Genomic DNA, 17,633 nt, shown 5'->3' with positions numbered 1-17,633 from the left:
GAATCGCTACTCCTAATCTCTCGGTGGCGGTGGTGCCAGAACTTCACGGGCGCCATTATGCCCGGCTGCGCTGACCACACCGGATGCTTCCATGGCGTCGACCAGGTTCGCGGCCCGGTTATAGCCGATCTTGAATTTACGTTGTACGGATGAAATTGACACCCGCCTGCCCTCAGTAACAAAGGCTACTGCCTCGTCGAACAGAGCATCCCCCTCACTGTCACCGCCGCCTTCACTCAGGTTAGGCACGCCAGGCAGGTTCTCGCCTTCGGCCCCGTTCAGTACATCGTCCACATAAACGGGCTCTCCACGAGCCTTCCAGGCACTGACAACCCGGTGGACTTCGTCATCGTCTACGAAGGCACCATGCACCCGTACCGGCAGTCCAGAGCCCGGGGGCAGGTAGAGCATGTCACCATGCCCCAACAACTGTTCCGCCCCACCCTGGTCCAGTACCGTGCGGGAATCGATCTTGGACGATACCTGGAAGGACATCCGCGTCGGAATGTTGGCCTTGATCAGGCCCGTGATAACGTCCACAGACGGCCGTTGTGTAGCCAGGATCAGATGAATGCCGGCGGCACGGGCTTTCTGGGCGATCCGCGCAATGAGCTCCTCGACCTTCTTCCCAACGATCATCATCATGTCAGCAAATTCGTCGATGACCACCACGATGAACGGAAGGGTTTCCAGTTCCGGGCGTTCCTGCTCGTCATCCGCCAGGTACTCATCCGGCTTCCACGTTGGGTCCAGCAGTGGCTCACCCGCGGCGGCTGCATCCTTAACCTTGCGGTTGTAGCCGGCCAGGTTGCGTACACCCAGGCTCGCCAACAGCCGATACCGGCGCTCCATTTCCGCTACACACCAACGCAGCGCGTTGGCCGCGTCTTTCATATCGGTGACCACCGGCGCCAACAGATGCGGAATACCATCATAGATGCTCAATTCAAGCATCTTGGGGTCGACCATGATGAAACGAACTTCTTCGGGAGTGGCTTTCAACAGCATGCTCAGTATCATGGCGTTGACGCCCACCGACTTGCCGGAACCGGTTGTGCCGGCCACCAGCAGATGCGGCATCTTCGCCAGATTGGCCACCATCGGGTTACCGCCGATGTCGTTACCCAACGCCAGGGTCAAGGCAGACGATGAGTCCTGGAACACCCGGGCGTTCAACACCTCACTGAGCCGGACCATTTCCCGCTCTTCGTTCGGTATCTCGATACCCACCACGGACTTGCCCGGAATCACCTCAACCACGCGAACACTAAGGACCGCCAAGGAACGGGCAAGATCCTTCGCCAGGTTGGAAATCTTGCTGACCTTGACGCCTGGCGCGGGTTTAATCTCAAACCGGGTAATAACCGGCCCGGGGTTAACCTCGACCACTTCCACGGAAACGCCGAAATCCGCGAGCTTTTCTTCCAGCAACCGCGACATGTGTTGAAGCGACTCCTCGGAATAACCCCTTTCCTTGTGCTCCTCCGGTGGGTCCAGCAGGGTTATGGGCGGAATGGTGCTTTCAATATCTTCCAGCAACGACGCCTGTTTGCTCTTGGCGCCATTGGTGCTGCCGGCGGACTGATCATCCCGCTTGAACGGGGATATCTTCAGGGATTTCCCGGGCGGCTTGGAATTCCCCTTTGGCGACGGTTTGGCCACCGGTGTCGTGTCATCCTGGGAGCTGAAGCTTTCCAGCCGAGCGGGTTCGGCATCATCAACTGGCAGTACGCCTTCCAGGCCCGGTTCTTTTCGCTCTGGGCGTGATGCAGGTGCCTTGACCTTTTCAGCACGCGGACCCAGGCGCAACAGGCGCCGCCACCAGGAGTTGCCTGCCGCCGGGGTTTTCTGGGTTGCCACCCTGTCCCGCACCGTGGGCGGCTCCGCTGGTTTCTTCGCGGGTTCGGGTGCAGCCGGGGCTTTTGCTGCCGGTTTGGGCTTTTCCTTGTCGGAAGAGGAGAAAAGGTTTTTGATGGCATTACCGATACGGAGCGTCAGATTGCCAACCTGATCCATCAGCCAGAACCAGGACATCCCCGTACTGACCGTCAGTGCAAACAGGAAAATCGCAATGAGCAGCAGCGTCGTGGCCGGCAGGTTGAAGAAGCGCACCATGGCCTCAGACACCGCGGAGCCCAGCACACCGCCCGACGTTACCCCAAGACCGAACACAGAATAGAGCGACAGTAGGCTTGTCGCCGACAGCAAGATCAACAGGAAACCGCCAAAACGTAGCAGAAACAGCGGCATGTGCATGTCGATAGGATCATTCCGGCGGCGAATCAACATCAACGCATAGCCGGCGATCATTACGGGAAACAGAAAGGCGACATGGCCGAAAAAGTCACGTAGTAGACTGGCCAACCAGGCGCCCGTTCGGCCTGCGTAATTCTGCACACTGGTGTCGTGGCCAATGCTGGCCCAACCAGGATCCGAAGGGCTGAAGGTAACCAGCGCCATTCCCAGATAAATGCACAGTGCGATCAGGGCGATCACCGCTCCTTCCCTGGCTCCCTGGGCCAGGAAGCGACGGAACCGCTCCTGTTTTTCGGTCAACTCACCGGATTTTTTCGCTTTTACGCTCTCAGCCATGAATGCTCAGACAGTTCCCTGACGGTAATTTTCAAGAGCCTCAAACCCGCGTTGCAGATCGGTTTTGAGGTCCTCAACAGCTTCGATACCCACCGAGATCCGTACCAGATTTTCGGTAATACCCGCCTGAACCTTGTCTTCCGGAGACAGGCGACCGTGCGTGGTTGTGGCCGGATGGGTAATCGTGGTTTTGACGTCACCAAGATTGGCGGTAATGGAGATCATTCGCGTCGCATCGATGAACGCCCAGGCCTCTTCCCGGCCACCTTTCACGGTAAAGGAAAGGACTCCACCAAACCCGCTTTGCTGACGCTTCGCCAATTCATGCTGTGGATGATCGGGCAAACCGGCATAGAATACATGATCCACCGCGCCCTGCCCTTCAAGCCATGTCGCCAACTCTAACGCATTGTCACAATGGGCGCGCATACGGATTGGTAAGGTTTCCAGACCCTTGAGGAAAACCCACGCGTTGAATGGGCTCAGGGTGGGACCGGCAGAACGAAGGAAGCCGTAGACCTCCTCCATCAGTGTGTTGGGACCAATAACGACACCACCGACACATCGGCCCTGGCCATCCAGATACTTGGTGGCAGAGTGAATGATAACATCGGCGCCATGCTCAAATGGGCGCTGCAGCACAGGTGTACAGAAACAGTTGTCCACGACGAACAAGGCGTCATTCGCCCGGGCCAACCCGGACAGTGCCTCCATGTCGGCGACTTCGCACAACGGGTTCGTTGGCGTTTCGATGAACAGCATCCGGGTTTCAGGGCGCACCGCAGCCTGCCATTGCGACATATCCGTCAGGCCCACAAAGGTGGTGTCCACACCGAACTTCGCCAGGTACTTCTGAAAAAGCACATTGGTGGTGCCAAACACGCCCCGCGAGCAAATCACGTGATCACCCGCTTTCAGCAGCGCCATGCAGGTCGCCAGGATGGCCGCCATGCCGGACGACGTCGCTACAGCACGCTCACCGCCTTCCATCGCCGCAATACGGGATTCAAACGCCTGTACCGTGGGATTGGTAAAACGGGAATAGATATTGCCCGGCTCCTCACCACCAAACCGGGCCGCTGCCTGTGCGGCACTGCCATAAACGAAGCTCGACGTTGGGAAAATTGCGTCGCTATGCTCCAGTTGGCCGGTGCGAATCTGACCGGCACGGACCGCGAGAGTGTCCACCGACATGCCCTCAAGATCCGACTCGGGGATCAGAACATGTTCTTCGCGGCGATAGGTCATGACAAACTCCTGTTTATGGCCATGCTGGGTCAGTCTTCGTCGTTATACAGATCAATAATGCCGTTGTCGGAGGAATCCCCGGCACCGGCTTGGGACATGTTCTCGTCATTGCGGGCCGCCTCCAGTTTATTGAGATAGGCTGCGTCCACATCACCAGTAACGTAATTGCCGGTAAAGACGGAACACTCCCACCCCTCGATCTCCGGATTAACGTCATTCACACAGGTAATGAGATCATCCAGATCCTGGTACAGCAACCAGTCCGCGCCGATGAGCTCGCCAATCTCCTGAACACTTCGGTCGTGGGCGATCAACTCGTTCACCGACGGCATATCAATGCCGTAGACATTGGGGTAACGAACCGGGGGCGCTGCTGACGCGAAGTAAACCTTACGGGCACCGGCATCTCTGGCCATCTGCACGATTTCCTTGCAGGTGGTTCCCCGCACAATGGAATCGTCCACCAGCATGACGTTCTTGCCCCGGAACTCGAGATCGATCGGGTTCAGCTTCTGGCGCACGGACTTCTTCCGCATCTTCTGGCCCGGCATGATAAAGGTACGGCCGATATAGCGATTCTTGATAAAGCCTTCACGGAACTTCACCCCCAGCCGATGCGCCATCTGCATCGCAGAGGTGCGACTGGTATCCGGTATCGGCATCACCACATCGATATCATGGTCCGGACGCTCCCGCAGCACCTTCTCAGCCAGAGTTTCCCCCATCCGCAGCCGCGCCTTGTAGACCGATACCTTGTCGATAATGGAATCTGGCCGCGCAAAATACACGTGCTCGAATATACAGGGGTAAAGGTGGGCTTCCTCAGCGCACTGCTGGGTATAAAGCGTGCCATCGGTTTCAATGTACACCGCCTCACCCGGCGCGATGTCCCGCACCAGTTTGAAGCCCGCGGCACTCAGCGCCACGCTCTCGGAGGCAATCATGTACTCCTCACCCTCTTCGGTCTTGCGCACGCCATAACAGGCCGGGCGAATGCCGTTGGGGTCTCGGAAACCGACGATGCCATATCCGGTGATCATGGCTATGACCGCATAGGCGCCGCGGCAGCGTTTGTGCACGGCCCGAACAGCCGCAAAAATTTCTTCCTTGGTCGGGTCGAGTTTGCCCAGTTTCTGAAGCTCATGGGCAAACACGTTCAACAGGACTTCGGAATCAGAGTTGGTGTTGATGTGGCGGAGATCGGTGCGAAACAGATCACGGCTAAGGTCGTCGGCGTTGGTCAGGTTGCCGTTATGGGCCAGGGTAATGCCGTAGGGGCTGTTGACGTAAAACGGCTGCGCTTCCGCCGAGCTTGAACTGCCCGCCGTGGGATACCGAACATGGCCGATACCAACATTACCCACCAGGCGGCGCATGTGACGGGTACGAAATACATCCCGCACCAGGCCGTTGTCCTTGCGCAGGTAAAAACGCTCATCCTGAAAGGTAACAATTCCCGCCGCATCCTGGCCCCGGTGTTGTAATACGGTCAGCGCATCGTAAAGCGTCTGATTCACGTTGGAAGTACTGACTATGCCGACAATGCCACACATGGATACGGTAATCTCCGAAGCGTTAATACTGAATGTTAGCGGGACGCGGAAGCGGGTTCCACGTTATCTTCCTGCTGAGAACCGGAGGGGTTATCCATTTCCCCGCCTGCCGGCCCGAGAAAGCGGGCAAATTCGTCTCCGAGGGTTCTTCTTGACCAATCTTCCACCACGGCCAGACGGTCTATCATGATGGACGTACGCCACCAGGTGTCCTGTGCCAGCGGCGTATAGCGGGTAAGTGCAATCCCGACAATCACCACCACAACGCCCCGTAACAGGCCGAATCCCATACCGAGCACTCTGTCAGTGGCGGAAAGCCCGGTCGCCCTGACCAGATGGCCGATCATGTTATTGATTATGGCACCAACAATAAGGGTACCAAAGAACAGGATCGCGAAGGCGGCGACAAGCCGCACAAGCGGCGTTTCAACGGTGCTCTCGAGGAGAGATTGCATCTGGGGATGGAATGTCCGGGCAAGGATAAACGCCCCCACCCACGTGATCAGCGAGAGCGCCTCTTTCACAAAGCCACGCTTCAGGCTGATTAGGGTGGAAACAGTTATCAGGGCAATGATGACCCAGTCGATCCAGATCAGCGCATCCATGGAAAACCCGGTGAAAATAAGGAAGCGCGAATTCTATCAGGAAACGTCACCCGACCAAACCGCCCTGTGCGCATAAGTGACCGGAGAAGCCCGGGTTATTTGTCGCCGGAGGTCACCAGGCTGTTGAGACCAAAGGCTTTGTCGAGCGCCTGTTTTGCTCTTTCAGCTTCCGCCTTTTCCGCGAAAGGACCACTAAAGACACGGGTCAGCTCGGTGTCACCGCGTGTCACCTGCTGCAGGTGGGAGTTGTAACCCTTGTCACGAACCTTGTCACGCAACCGCCTGGCGTTATCACCACTGCCAAAACTGCCCAACTGGACAACCCACGCGCCTTCCAGCGAGCGGGTATACTCCGCTGAATCCGTCTCAGTGGCCGGATCAGCGGAGCCGGTGGTGGCGGATGACGACGGCTCTTCAGATGGCGCTGGCTCTGGAGGATTCTGAGGTTCTTCGATGGCATTGGCGACAGGTTGAGGCTCTGTACCCGCCATGTCAGCATCGGGTGTTGGTTGGTCGTTTGACGGCTGGGGGGCCGAGTCCGGCTCGCCAGCCGCATCGCTTTCCTCAAGCCGGTACGCCGGGGCATCGGAGAGTTCCGGCTCGGGTGCATCCACTTCGGGGAACGGCGGCTCTTCCGGGATCTTGATTGTGGTGGATTCGCGCTCGGAATGTGGTTCATCGAACATCATCGGCACAAAGATTACGGCAAGTGACACCAGCACGAGAGCCCCGATGATTCTTTGTTTCAGTCCGTCCACGTTAGGTTGTCCCCTGTTTGTTCCTGCCCCGCCATCATTGACGACTTTCTGTGCCCGATACTAACCGCCCAATGCTGAGAACTCAAAGCTTCGACGACGGAATGAAGGATATTTAAGGCGCCGTTCTCCCCAGGGATACCCGGGCCTGCGCTACTGTGTAGAAGGAGCCGAATATCACCACCATATCCTCCGGACCGGCGCCACCCAGAGCTTCCTCCACGGCCGCTGAGACCGAGACGGAAACTGTGGCTGCAGGCAGCGGAAGCAGACCACCTATTCGGTCAACCAGCTCAGGACCGGACAACCCACGATGAACGTCCAGACCAGCCAGGTGCCACTCGTCGACTACCGGAGCCATTGCGCACGCTACCCCTTCCACATCCTTGTCTTCGAGGGCGGCGTAGACAGCAATAACACGACCGGCCCCGGGCTCCCGCCGCCCGATTCGAGCCGCCAGCCAGTTGGCGGCGTGGGGATTATGGCCGACATCAACCACCACCTGAGGTTGCTGCTGCAAGACTTCATAGCGACCCGGCAACGTCAGCCGGGCGATAACCTGCTCAATGGCACTGGGCGCCAATTCCGGCGCCAACTGTCTGACAGCAACGACTGCTGCGGCCAGACTGTGGACGGGAAGCCCGTTGTCTGGAAGCAATACCCGGTCGCCGTAGCGAGGCTGCTCCAGCCAAAGACTGCCAGCTGGTGCTATGCCTGGGTCGCACGGCACCAATTGATACGTCTCTCCAGGCCTTTCCAGCTGGACCTTCTGGGCGGCCGCCTGCTGCAATACCGACTCAGGTGGATCGATATCGGCGTAGACAGCGGGTATGCCGGGGCGAAGAATGCCCGCCTTCTCAAAACCGATGACCTCACGGTTGTCCCCAAGAAAGGCAACGTGATCGATATCAACGGAGGTAATAATGGCCAGATCCGGATCCAGAACGTTGACCGCATCCAGGCGCCCGCCCAGCCCAACTTCAAGAACCCAGTCCTCGACACCCGCTTCCTGGAACAGTACAAAAGCAGCGAGGGTTCCAAACTCGAAATACGTCAGCGTGGTATCACGGCGAGCTTCCTCCACCCGGGAAAACGCACGGACCAACTGGTCATCGCCAACATCCGCCCCGTTGATCCTTACCCGCTCGTTATAGTTCTGGAGGTGGGGAGAGGTATAGGCCCCGGTCGACCGCCCCGATGCCATTAACAGCTTCTCAAGTGCCGCTACCGCACTGCCTTTTCCATTGGTACCTGCGATGGTGATGATTCGCCCGGCCGGATTGCGGCGAAACAGGCGTCGCAACACCAGCAACACTCGGTCGAGGCCAAGGTCGATTTCAGAAGGGTGGATCGATTCGAGGTAACCAAGCCACTGGTCAAGCGTGGCTTTATCGCCCGGGACAGCATTGCCCCGGGCGACAGGGCTATTCTGCGGGGGCATCGGTTTCCGGTCGCTCCGACACTTCGAACTCGATGGGCGCTTCCGTGGCCGGCTTATCCAGATCGGTAAACTTGGCCAACAAGGCAGCAATGCGCTCACGCATCTGATGCCGATGAAGAATCATGTCGATGGCGCCATGCTCCAGCAGGAACTCGCTGCGCTGGAAACCTTCGGGCAGCTTTTCACGAACAGTTTGCTCGATAACACGAGGACCGGCGAAACCGATCAGCGCATAAGGTTCCGCAATGTTCAGATCGCCCAGCATGGCAAGACTTGCGGAAACGCCACCGAATACCGGGTCGGTCATGACCGAGATATAGGGAATGCCCTCCTGCTTCATGCGCTCAAGCACGGCGGCCGTCTTGGACATCTGCATCAGCGACAGGATTGCCTCCTGCATCCGTGCGCCACCGCTGGCAGAGAAACACACCAATGGAATCCGCTCTTCCAGGCACACATTGGCCGCCTGAACGAACTTTTCACCCACGACCTGCCCCATGGAGCCGCCAAGGAAGTTGAATTCAAAGGCCACCGCAACCAGCGGAATATCCAGGCAGGAGCCACGCATGGCAACCAAGGCATCTTTCTCACCAGTGGCTTTCTGGTTCTGGCTCAGGCGATCCTTGTAACGCTTGCTGTCCTTGAACTTCAGGCGGTCCCAAGGTTCCAGATCAGCCGCGATCTCCTGGCGGCCGTCGGCGTCCAGGAAAACATCCAGACGACGGCGGGCAGTTATCCTCAGGTGATGCTGGCACTTGGGGCACACGTCCAGATTCTTATCCAGCTCCGGCTTGTACAAAAACGCCCCGCACTTGGGACATTTCTTCCACAGACCTTCAGGAACACCGGTCCGTTGTTTGGATTCCGAGCGGATCTTGCTCGGCATGATCTTGTCCAGCCAGTTACTCATGATCTCATCCTGTCCTTTGATGCCTGCGGGAACCCGACTGTCACGAAGCCAGGCTGTCCAGTGCTTCTCGCATCGGGTGGAGCAGATCCGACAATGCCCGTTTGAGCTGATCAGGATCCGCCTGATTTCGGGCTATTGTATCGACCAGTACACTGCCGACAATTACACCATCGGATACCCGACCGACCGCTGCCGCTGTTGCAGCGTCACGAATACCAAATCCAACACCCACCGGAAGCGCAGTCAGTTCGTGAATATGGGACACCTTCGAGGCCACTTCATCCACATCGATCTTACCGGCGCCCGTAACACCCTTGAATGAAACATAGTACACATAGCCCGAACTGTGCTCACTGATTGCACGAATTCGGTCGTCCGTCGTGGTTGGTGCCAACAGAAAAATCGCATCAAGGTTCCGGGCCGTGAACAACGGCGCCACTTCGTCCGCCTCTTCCGGCGGCAAATCCACCGTCAGGATACCGTCAACCCCGGCATCAACAGCCGCGTCAGCGAATTTCTCCTGACCCATGGCCTCCATCGGGTTGAGGTAACCCATCAGCACGACCGGTGTGGCATTGTCTTTCTCACGGAACGTTTTCACCATTCCCAGCACCTGACGCAATGACGTCCCGTGCACCAACGCTCTCTCACACGCCTGTTGAATCACCGGGCCGTCCGCCATTGGGTCGGAGAATGGTACGCCCAGTTCGATGATATCAGCACCCGCCGACACCAAAGTGTGCATCAGGTCAACGGTCAGATCCGGATGTGGATCGCCAGCGGTAATGTACGGAATCAGCGCCTTGCGACCCTGCCCTTTCAGGGCTTTCAGCACCCCTTCGATTCGACTCATGCCTGCTCCTGTGATTATTCCTGCACTGCAGTCCGTACCAGCCCGGCGACCTGCCGTCAGATACCGGGCAACTGCTTAAACTTCTATGCCATCCAGTTGAGCGATGGTGTGTATGTCCTTGTCACCGCGACCGGAGACGTTGATCACCACCATCTGGTCCTTATCCATCGTAGCGGCCAGCTTGATAGCGTAGGCCACCGCATGGGCGGTCTCAAGCGCGGGCATAATACCCTCCACCCGCGTCAGCTTCCGGAAGCCATCCAGAGCTTCATCGTCGGTCACCGACACGTAGTGGGCCCGGCCAATGTCCTTGAGCCAGCTGTGCTCAGGCCCAACGCCCGGGTAATCAAGGCCGGCACTGACCGAATGGGTGCCCGCGATCTGGCCATTCTCGTCTTCCATCAGGTACGTCCGGTTACCGTGAAGCACACCCGGACGCCCCGCACTCAGCGGCGCCGCATGTTTTCCGGTCTCAATACCCAGGCCACCGGCTTCCACACCGTACATCTCCACACTCTCGTCGGTCAGGAACGGATAGAACATGCCGATGGCGTTGGAACCACCACCGACACAGGCCACCAGCGCATCCGGCAGTTTACCTGCCTGGGCCAGGGACTGTTCGCGGGTTTCTCGCCCGATGACTGACTGGAAATCACGCACCAGCAGTGGATAAGGGTGAGGCCCGGCAACCGTACCAATGATGTAGAAGGTATCGTCAACGTTCGCCACCCAGTCACGCATCGCGTCGTTCATGGCGTCCTTGAGTGTGCGCGTTCCGCTCTGAACGGAGTGAACCTCAGCGCCAAGCAGTTTCATTCGGTAAACGTTCAGGGACTGTCGCTTTACATCCTCGGCGCCCATGAACACGTGGCACTCAAGGCCCAGGCGCGCGCACACGGTCGCTGTAGCAACGCCATGCTGCCCGGCACCCGTTTCCGCAATGACCCGTTTTTTACCCAGGAAACTCGCGAGCAGTGCCTGACCGATGGTGTTATTTACCTTGTGCGCGCCCGTGTGGTTAAGATCTTCACGCTTCAGCCAGATTTGTGCACCACCGGTTTCCCGGCTCAGTCTTTCAGCAAAGTACAGCGGGCTGGGCCGGCCAACATAATGCGCCAGATCCCGATCAAACTCCGCCTGGAACTCCGGATCGTCCTTTAGTCTTTTGTACTCACGCTCCAGGGTCATCAGCGAATCAAACAGGGTTTCGGAGACAAATCTTCCGCCGTAAGCACCAAAGTGACCCCGTGCATCCGGAAGCGCCTTGAGCATTTCTTCAGTCAGTTTCATCGACACGGTGAACCTCGTTTATAAAATCAGTGATCTTTTCGTCGTCTTTGATGCCTTTGCTGCTTTCCACACCACCACTGACATCGACGGCCCAGGGGCGCACCTGCGCAACAGCGCGGGATACATTATCAGAAGCCAGGCCGCCGGCCAATATGAGAGGCAATGGGCGCGTGGACGGTATCAATGACCAGTTAAAGGACTGTCCGGTACCGCCGTATTTCTTCGGGTCCCATGCATCCACCAGCAGGCCGCTGGCGTTACGGTAATGCTCAAAGGCATGTTCGATATCATCAGTTTCGCGCACCCGCACGGCTTTGATCCAGCGAACACCGAAACTGTTGCAAAATTCCGGAGATTCATCGCCATGAAACTGGAGAAGCCCCAGCGGCACCTGTGACAGCACCTCCCGGACGTATGACGCTTCGGGGTTAACAAACAGCCCCGTTGCCGCTACAAAGGGAGGAACCGCATCCACCAGCTCCCTGGCGGCATCAGGTGTCACATACCTTGGGCTGGGCTCGTAGAATACAAAGCCCAGGGCATCCGCTCCGGCGTTGGCAGCGGCAATAACGTCCTGCTTTCGGGTGATACCACAGATCTTGACCCGGGTTCTCATAAGCCGTCTATCGCTGTTTTCGGTGTATGTGAGTCGGGCTGCGTGGTCGGTTTTCATCAGCCTCAAACCAGGGTGCGACGAACGCTGGCCCGCACTGAGCTGCCGGGATAGAGAACCCTTCCGGATACCCTACATCCACCAGATACAGTCCATGGGGCGGTGCCGTTACGCCTGCAACAGTCCGATCTCTGGCCTCAAGTATCTCACGAATCCACGCCGGCCGCTGCTTACCTGTACCCACCGACATCAGTGCACCGGCGATATTGCGAACCATATGATGCAGGAACGCATTTGCCTGCACATCTATTACGACGAAGTTCCCTTTTCGGGTTACCTCGATGGCTTCAAGAAACCGAGTGGGTGACCTCGACTGGCAGCCAGCCGCACGAAATGAGGAGAAGTCGTGCTCACCGCAAAGAAACTGGGCAGCCTGATGCATCAGCGCCGCATCCAGGGGGCGAAACGTCCAGCTAACCTGGCCATGAAGGATGCCCGGCCTTACCGCATGGTTATAGATCACATAACGGTACCGGCGATACGTCGCGGAAAAACGGGCGTGGAAGTCATCCACCCCATTACCGGCCCAATGAACCGCAATATCCTGCGGCAATGAAGTGTTGATTCCCATAACCCAGGACCGGGGATTACGCACCGAGGGCGTCTCGAAATGGGCAATCTGGTAACTGGCGTGCACGCCCGCATCTGTGCGGCCCGCGCATACGAGTTCAACAGGATGGTCAGCAACCTTTGAAACTGCCTGGATCAGTTCTCCCTGAACCGACCGCACGCCTGATTTCTGATATTGCCAGCCGTGGAAGCCCCGGCCATCGTACTCAAAGGCAAGCGCGACCCGCCCCGCCCCGATGGCGCCGTCAGTGGTCAGTGGTTGTGGCGTAACAAACAATGAAGTGTCCGGATTGGCAAGCTGATAATAAAAAACAAAACGCCGGCTTTAATCCGGGACGGGCCCGGTAACCGGCGTTTCGCATTCGCTGTACTGATTATATCGAATCAGGACAGATTTTTAAGGAGATCCTGCGCTTCCGCTTTCTGCTCCTCATTTCCTTCCAGAGCCACTTCCTCAAGGATATCCCTGGCTCCATCGACGTCGCCCATTTCCACGTAGGCTCTGGCAAGGTCAAGCTTGGTTGACGCTTCGTCGGTGCCTGTCAGGAAATCGAAGTCATCGTCGTCGCCAAGATCGGCTTCTTCGATGTCATCCGCGCTGGACGCAGCCTTTGAGGATGCGGGATCAGATGCCACGGGAGGCTCACCTGACTCTTCCTCCCCGGACTCGGCAGCCGCGAGATCATCATCGCTGAGTTCTGGAAGATCTTCTTCCACTTCCTCGACGCCTGCAACGGTCTCTTCCGGATCTGCGGGCTCCTCACCCGTCAGGGTATCCTCAAGGCCGAGCTCTTCATCCAGAGGAGTAGAATCCTCCTCCTGCTGATCGTTATTCGCATCTGTACCGGCGGAATCGCCGGAATCGGCAAACTCTTCCATAAGCGCAAGGTCCTCGTCGGAAACGTCAAGCTCAAGGTCGTCAAGTTCGCTTTGTTCGTCGTCGGAAGACGTCTCATCTTCGCCGGCAACTTTATCCAGCTCAGCATCCAGTTCGTCCAGGAAGGATTCGTCCAGGGAATCCAGATCGCTTTCTTCCAGGTCGCCTTCTTCCAGGCTGTCAACTTCCGGCTCTTGACCTTCAGAGTCGTCAGCGCTGGCTGTTTCCAGATCGTCCTCATCAAGTTCCAGTGAGTCGAATTCATCCGAGTCGTCCGTTGTTTCGCTGGATTCCTGTTCATCCTCCGCGAAATCGAGGCTCAGATCATCGTCTTCCTCGGATGTTTTCGGCTCCTCGGCTGAATCGTCCTCCAGTGAAAAGTCGAAGGCGTCGTCAGCCAGATCATCGGATTTTTCTGTGGTCGCCTCTTCTTTACCACTCGAGGTATCGATACCAGAGAGGTCATACTCGATCAGATCATCCGGGCCCGGTTCCTTTTCGGATTCCTCGGCGTAGGTGTCGTCAGTTTCGTCCAGATCGGAAAAATCCGTCTCCAGGCTACCAAACTCATCTTCAGCCTCATCTTCCGATGTGCTGTCCAAAGCCGGCTCATCAAATACGGTATCCTCGTCACGTGAGCTGGTGTCGAAAGAATCCGATCTCAGCTGAGATTCCAGATCGTCAATGCTAGGCATTGACTCAGCCTCTTCGAGGCGAGCGCGCATTTCGTGAGCTTCGGCGATAGCCTGTTCGTCGTCCAGGGTCTCAACCTCACCGAGCTGCTTCTCAAAGGATTGTCTGTCCTGGGTATCCGCGTACACCCCAAGCAGTTTCAAGCGCAGATCTGTACGACTGGGTTCACGGGAAATTGCGGTTTCCAGAGACTGTGCCGCCTGATCCATGCGCCCATACGCAATGTAGGCGTCGGCTTCCGCCAGAGGGTCACTCTCCGGTGCATCCGCACCGTCTTCGTCATCCAGGGTGAGATCGAAGGTATCGGTCTCCGCGTCGGTTTCACTATTCAGCTGGTCGTAAAACGCTTTTTCACGATTGGCATTGCGACGCGCCAGCAACAGCAGAAGCAACAACAGAACAACCAGACCACCGCCAAGCGCTATCTGATACATCGGGTTGTTGGTAATCGCGCTGATGATGTTATCCGGAAAGCCCTTGTCAGACTCCGCCGGTGATGTTGACACCTCGCTGGCAGGCTGCTCGGATGCCGGTGATGCTACATCGGCTTCCTGCTGACCGGCCTCTTCCTCAGGCGCGGTACCGGCATCCATCTCATCGGACGCAACGTCGGCCTCTGGCATATCGGCATCATCACCCATCGCCGGTGCGTCAGCACCTTCTTCGGCGCCCGCTGCGGTGGTTTCATCCATGTCGGTTGCCGCAGGATCAGCCGCATCTTCGTCGGTGGCCATACCGTCCGCGGCATCCATGTCTTCTGCGGCCATATCAGTAGCGTCGCCATCGGGGGGCGTTTCCATCTCCTCTTCAGCGACTTGCTCAGACAATGTCTCCGCCTGAGGTGCATCTGCGGGTTGGCCGCTGTCACCTTGAGCCTGCTGCATTTCGGCAAGCTGTGTATTTTTCAGTTCCAGCAGACGCTGAAGGGTTTCCACCTGATTTTGAAGATCATCAACCCGACCACCCAGCTCTTCATTTTCTCGCCGGGCGCTTTCGAGCTCTTCCATGACGACGGCGGAGCCGGCGTCTACACCACCGGCGGTATCACCGTCACCGCCGGCAGAACCGCCCTCTTCGGCATCACGAGTGCTGCTGTCTTCACTTGCAAGCAATCGAAGCTCATCACCGCCAGTCTGTTCACCACCCGCTTGCCCTGAAGCAACTTCGGTATCTGTGGCATCCACCGTGCGCTGCGGCGTCGAGAACGCTTCGTTCTGTGCGGCCACCTGTCGATTAGCCTCGGTACGGGAACGACTGCGAATCTGTTCCATATCCGGCACCCGCAGCACTTCACCACGCTTGAGCCGGTTGATATTGCCCGCAATAAACGCGTCAGGGTTCAGGTCCTGGAGCGCAAGCATGACCTGTTGCATGGACACACTGCTGTCGGGGCGAACACTCTCAGCAATATTCCAGAGGGTATCAGAAGGCCCGGTGGGCCCGAGAGTCCTCGCACGCTGAGTGGTTGTGCGCCGGGGCTCCTGGGATGTCGATCTGGCCTGCTGTTGACGGGCTGGCTCGGAAACCTGGCGAGTGGTTGGAGCGGCAACCTCTTCCCGCACACCGGACTCCTCCGCATACACCGGGGGGTCAACCAGAACCGCGTATTCCCGCATCAGCCGCCCATTGGGCCAGGTCACTTCAAGCAGGAAATTGAGGTAGGGTTCCCGTAATGGCTCACGGGACGACACGTTCACCACCAGACTGCCATCGCTGGCTGTGGTGACGCTGAAATCAAGTTTGGTAAGGAAATAGTTCCGGTCGATACCAACCCGTTCATAAGCCGAATCGGGAGCGATGTTTACAAATACATCACCAGGGTCGACGCCCTCGCTTTTACGCAGACTGATATCCGCGTCCAGAGGCTCATTCAGATAGGACTGTAATTCAATCTCACCCAGACCCAGGGCCTGTGCGACGCCAGAACCAAGCCCTCCCGCCAGAGCCAGAGCAACCGCAAGCTTGCGTACCTTCATGCTTTTTCCTTACCAGTCTCCGTTATTCGTTACTGTTTTCACAAACAGAATCGGACGAGGTTGGATGACTTCCGTCTTGATTACTATCGTTATTATGTAAAGTTTTTAATATTCAGCCCGGCAAGTATTGTTGATAAAACCTCTTTTATCAATCAATCAGCCGCAGTCCTTGCACCATTTTTTCATAAATGGTCGGGAACATATTGTTACCGAACGATGATCCGGTGCCCCCGAATAGCCAAAGTCTAGCCCACAAGAACCCAAACATGTACAAAACGCTTCCGAAAATAACAGGGGCGGAGGCGTATTTCAGCCTCCGCCCCCAGCCGGTTCTCTGAAACCGGACACAGTTGGCATAATATTGCCCGCTGCGGGACTGCGTTACTGCTCCTGCAGTATGCGAAGCATCCGCCTGAGCGGTTCCGCCGCACCCCACAGCAACTGATCACCAACCGTGAACGCTGAGATGTACTCAGGCCCCATGGTCAGCTTGCGGATACGGCCAATGGGAACATTCAACGTACCCGTAACCTTCGCCGGGGTGAGCTCCCGAAGGGTGGCATCCCGCTCATTGGGAATCACCTTCACCCAGTCGTTGGCTTTGGCCAGGATGGACTCAATCTCGGAAACCGGAAGGTCCTTCTTCAATTTGATGGTCAAGGCCTGACTGTGGGAACGCATGGCACCGATGCGAACGCAGATGCCGTCGATCGGAATCGGATTGCTGCTGCGACCAAGAATCTTGTTGGTCTCGACGCCCGCTTTCCATTCTTCCTTGCTCATGCCGTTATCAAGCTGCTTGTCGATAAACGGAATCAGGCTGCCTGCCAGAGGCACTTCAAAGTGCTCGGTGGGAAAGCCGTCCGAACGCATGGTTTCGGTTACCTTGCGATCGATATCGAGGATAGCCGAGGATGGATCCGCCAGCTCGCCACTCACGCTGCCCTTCAGCTCGCCCATCTGGTTGAGCAGTTCCCGCATGTTCTGGGCACCGGAACCAGACGCCGCCTGATAGGTCATAGGCGATACCCATTCAATCAGGTCCTGCTCCAGCAGCCCGCCAAGCGCCAGCATCATCAGGCTGACAGTACAGTTCCCACCAACGTAGTCCTTCACGCCCTTCGCCAGGGCATCGTCAATCACGTTGCGGTTGACCGGATCAAGAACGATGACGGAATGATCGACCATCCGCAGCGTGGAAGCGGCGTCAATCCAGTACCCCTGCCATCCGGCATCACGGAGTTTCTGGTACACGGCACCGGTGTAATCCCCGCCCTGGCAGGTAACCACCACATCCAGCGTTTTCAGGGTATCGATATCGAAGGCATCCTGCAGCGCAGGCACACCCTCTTTGCCTACGTCCGGTGCCGGCTTTCCGGCCTGGGAAGTGGTAAAGAAGATCGGTTCGATATCTGCAAAATCGTTTTCTTCGCGCATGCGCTGCATGAGGACAGAGCCCACCATACCGCGCCAGCCAATAAGTCCAACTCGCTTCATGTGCGACCTTTGAACCTCGTTTTATGCCCGCCCTCTACCTGTATCGCTGGCAGGGACAGGATGGATGATCCCGCGACAACCGCATCGCGTTGTCGTCGGG

The 17,633-nt window shown here is 57.4% G+C and carries 13 protein-coding genes; all 13 read right to left on the bottom strand.

The genetic code is table 11. The annotated features are described in order from the left end of the window. Positions 1 to 12: 12 nt before the first annotated feature. The 13 genes from AXW11_RS03220 to asd all read right to left on the bottom strand — a co-directional run bounded on the left by AXW11_RS03220 (position 13) and on the right by asd (position 17,533). Positions 13 to 2,592, bottom strand: coding sequence for a DNA translocase FtsK (locus AXW11_RS03220; RefSeq protein ID WP_091643879.1), 2,580 nt, complete (start codon positions 2,590 to 2,592; stop codon positions 13 to 15). A 6-nt stretch (positions 2,593 to 2,598) separates the two neighbouring features. Then, on the bottom strand, positions 2,599 to 3,840 hold the full coding sequence (locus AXW11_RS03215) for an O-succinylhomoserine sulfhydrylase (RefSeq protein WP_036205500.1): 1,242 nt from the start codon (positions 3,838 to 3,840) through the stop codon (positions 2,599 to 2,601). A 29-nt stretch (positions 3,841 to 3,869) separates the two neighbouring features. Continuing rightward, positions 3,870 to 5,393, bottom strand: a complete 1,524-nt coding sequence (gene purF / locus AXW11_RS03210; RefSeq protein ID WP_036205498.1) for an amidophosphoribosyltransferase — start codon at positions 5,391 to 5,393, stop codon at positions 3,870 to 3,872. Positions 5,394 to 5,428: 35 nt separating this feature from the next. After that, positions 5,429 to 5,998: a CvpA family protein gene (locus tag AXW11_RS03205; RefSeq protein WP_036205497.1), complete on the bottom strand. Its 570-nt coding sequence runs from the start codon at positions 5,996 to 5,998 to the stop codon at positions 5,429 to 5,431. Between the two features lie 95 nt (positions 5,999 to 6,093). Continuing rightward, complete coding sequence (locus AXW11_RS03200) at positions 6,094 to 6,756, bottom strand: SPOR domain-containing protein (RefSeq protein ID WP_091643877.1); 663 nt, start codon at positions 6,754 to 6,756, stop codon at positions 6,094 to 6,096. 112 nt (positions 6,757 to 6,868) lie between these two features. Next, a complete protein-coding gene (gene folC, locus AXW11_RS03195) occupies positions 6,869 to 8,194 on the bottom strand; it encodes a bifunctional tetrahydrofolate synthase/dihydrofolate synthase (protein ID WP_091643874.1) in 1,326 nt (441 codons plus the stop codon). Continuing rightward, entirely contained in the window at positions 8,178 to 9,104 is a 927-nt protein-coding gene (accD, locus tag AXW11_RS03190; RefSeq protein ID WP_041333302.1) for an acetyl-CoA carboxylase, carboxyltransferase subunit beta, read from the bottom strand. Before accD ends, folC begins: the two co-directional genes overlap by 17 nt. Positions 9,105 to 9,144: 40 nt before the next feature. After that, positions 9,145 to 9,957 (bottom strand): tryptophan synthase subunit alpha, encoded by an 813-nt coding sequence (gene trpA / locus AXW11_RS03185; RefSeq protein WP_036205493.1) that lies wholly within the window; start codon positions 9,955 to 9,957, stop codon positions 9,145 to 9,147. 75 nt (positions 9,958 to 10,032) lie between these two features. Next, positions 10,033 to 11,241, bottom strand: a complete 1,209-nt coding sequence (gene trpB / locus AXW11_RS03180; protein WP_197061310.1) for a tryptophan synthase subunit beta — start codon at positions 11,239 to 11,241, stop codon at positions 10,033 to 10,035. Then, on the bottom strand, positions 11,234 to 11,863 hold the full coding sequence (locus AXW11_RS03175) for a phosphoribosylanthranilate isomerase (protein WP_252971506.1): 630 nt from the start codon (positions 11,861 to 11,863) through the stop codon (positions 11,234 to 11,236). The genes trpB and AXW11_RS03175 overlap by 8 nt, the downstream gene beginning before the upstream one ends. A 7-nt stretch (positions 11,864 to 11,870) precedes the next feature. Continuing rightward, positions 11,871 to 12,767 carry a tRNA pseudouridine(38-40) synthase TruA gene (gene truA, locus AXW11_RS03170; protein ID WP_091643869.1) on the bottom strand — a complete coding sequence of 299 codons (897 nt, stop codon included), beginning with the start codon at positions 12,765 to 12,767 and terminating at the stop codon, positions 11,871 to 11,873. A 107-nt stretch (positions 12,768 to 12,874) separates the two neighbouring features. Beyond that, entirely contained in the window at positions 12,875 to 16,036 is a 3,162-nt protein-coding gene (locus AXW11_RS03165; RefSeq protein WP_091643866.1) for a FimV/HubP family polar landmark protein, read from the bottom strand. 381 nt (positions 16,037 to 16,417) lie between these two features. Next, positions 16,418 to 17,533: an aspartate-semialdehyde dehydrogenase gene (asd, locus tag AXW11_RS03160; protein ID WP_091643863.1), complete on the bottom strand. Its 1,116-nt coding sequence runs from the start codon at positions 17,531 to 17,533 to the stop codon at positions 16,418 to 16,420. Positions 17,534 to 17,633: the final 100 nt, after the last annotated feature.

Origin of the sequence: Marinobacter sp. Hex_13, assembly GCF_001566815.1 — a bacterium.
Classification (GTDB): domain Bacteria; phylum Pseudomonadota; class Gammaproteobacteria; order Pseudomonadales; family Oleiphilaceae; genus Marinobacter; species Marinobacter salarius.
Note: the sequence above shows the minus strand (reverse complement) of the source record. Positions and strands in the feature narration are given on the sequence as shown.

Excerpts from the sequence above, each read along its gene's own strand:
- AXW11_RS03220 (WP_091643879.1), bottom strand. The coding sequence starts at position 2,592 with ATGGCTGAGAGCGTAAAAGCGAAAAAATCCGGTGAGTTGACCGAAAAA.
- AXW11_RS03215 (WP_036205500.1), bottom strand. The coding sequence starts at position 3,840 with ATGACCTATCGCCGCGAAGAACATGTTCTGATCCCCGAGTCGGATCTT.
- purF (WP_036205498.1), bottom strand. The coding sequence starts at position 5,393 with ATGTGTGGCATTGTCGGCATAGTCAGTACTTCCAACGTGAATCAGACG.
- AXW11_RS03205 (WP_036205497.1), bottom strand. The coding sequence starts at position 5,998 with ATGGATGCGCTGATCTGGATCGACTGGGTCATCATTGCCCTGATAACT.
- folC (WP_091643874.1), bottom strand. The coding sequence starts at position 8,194 with ATGCCCCCGCAGAATAGCCCTGTCGCCCGGGGCAATGCTGTCCCGGGC.
- accD (WP_041333302.1), bottom strand. The coding sequence starts at position 9,104 with ATGAGTAACTGGCTGGACAAGATCATGCCGAGCAAGATCCGCTCGGAA.
- trpA (WP_036205493.1), bottom strand. The coding sequence starts at position 9,957 with ATGAGTCGAATCGAAGGGGTGCTGAAAGCCCTGAAAGGGCAGGGTCGC.
- AXW11_RS03175 (WP_252971506.1), bottom strand. The coding sequence starts at position 11,863 with ATGAGAACCCGGGTCAAGATCTGTGGTATCACCCGAAAGCAGGACGTT.
- AXW11_RS03165 (WP_091643866.1), bottom strand. The coding sequence starts at position 16,036 with ATGAAGGTACGCAAGCTTGCGGTTGCTCTGGCTCTGGCGGGAGGGCTT.
- asd (WP_091643863.1), bottom strand. The coding sequence starts at position 17,533 with ATGAAGCGAGTTGGACTTATTGGCTGGCGCGGTATGGTGGGCTCTGTC.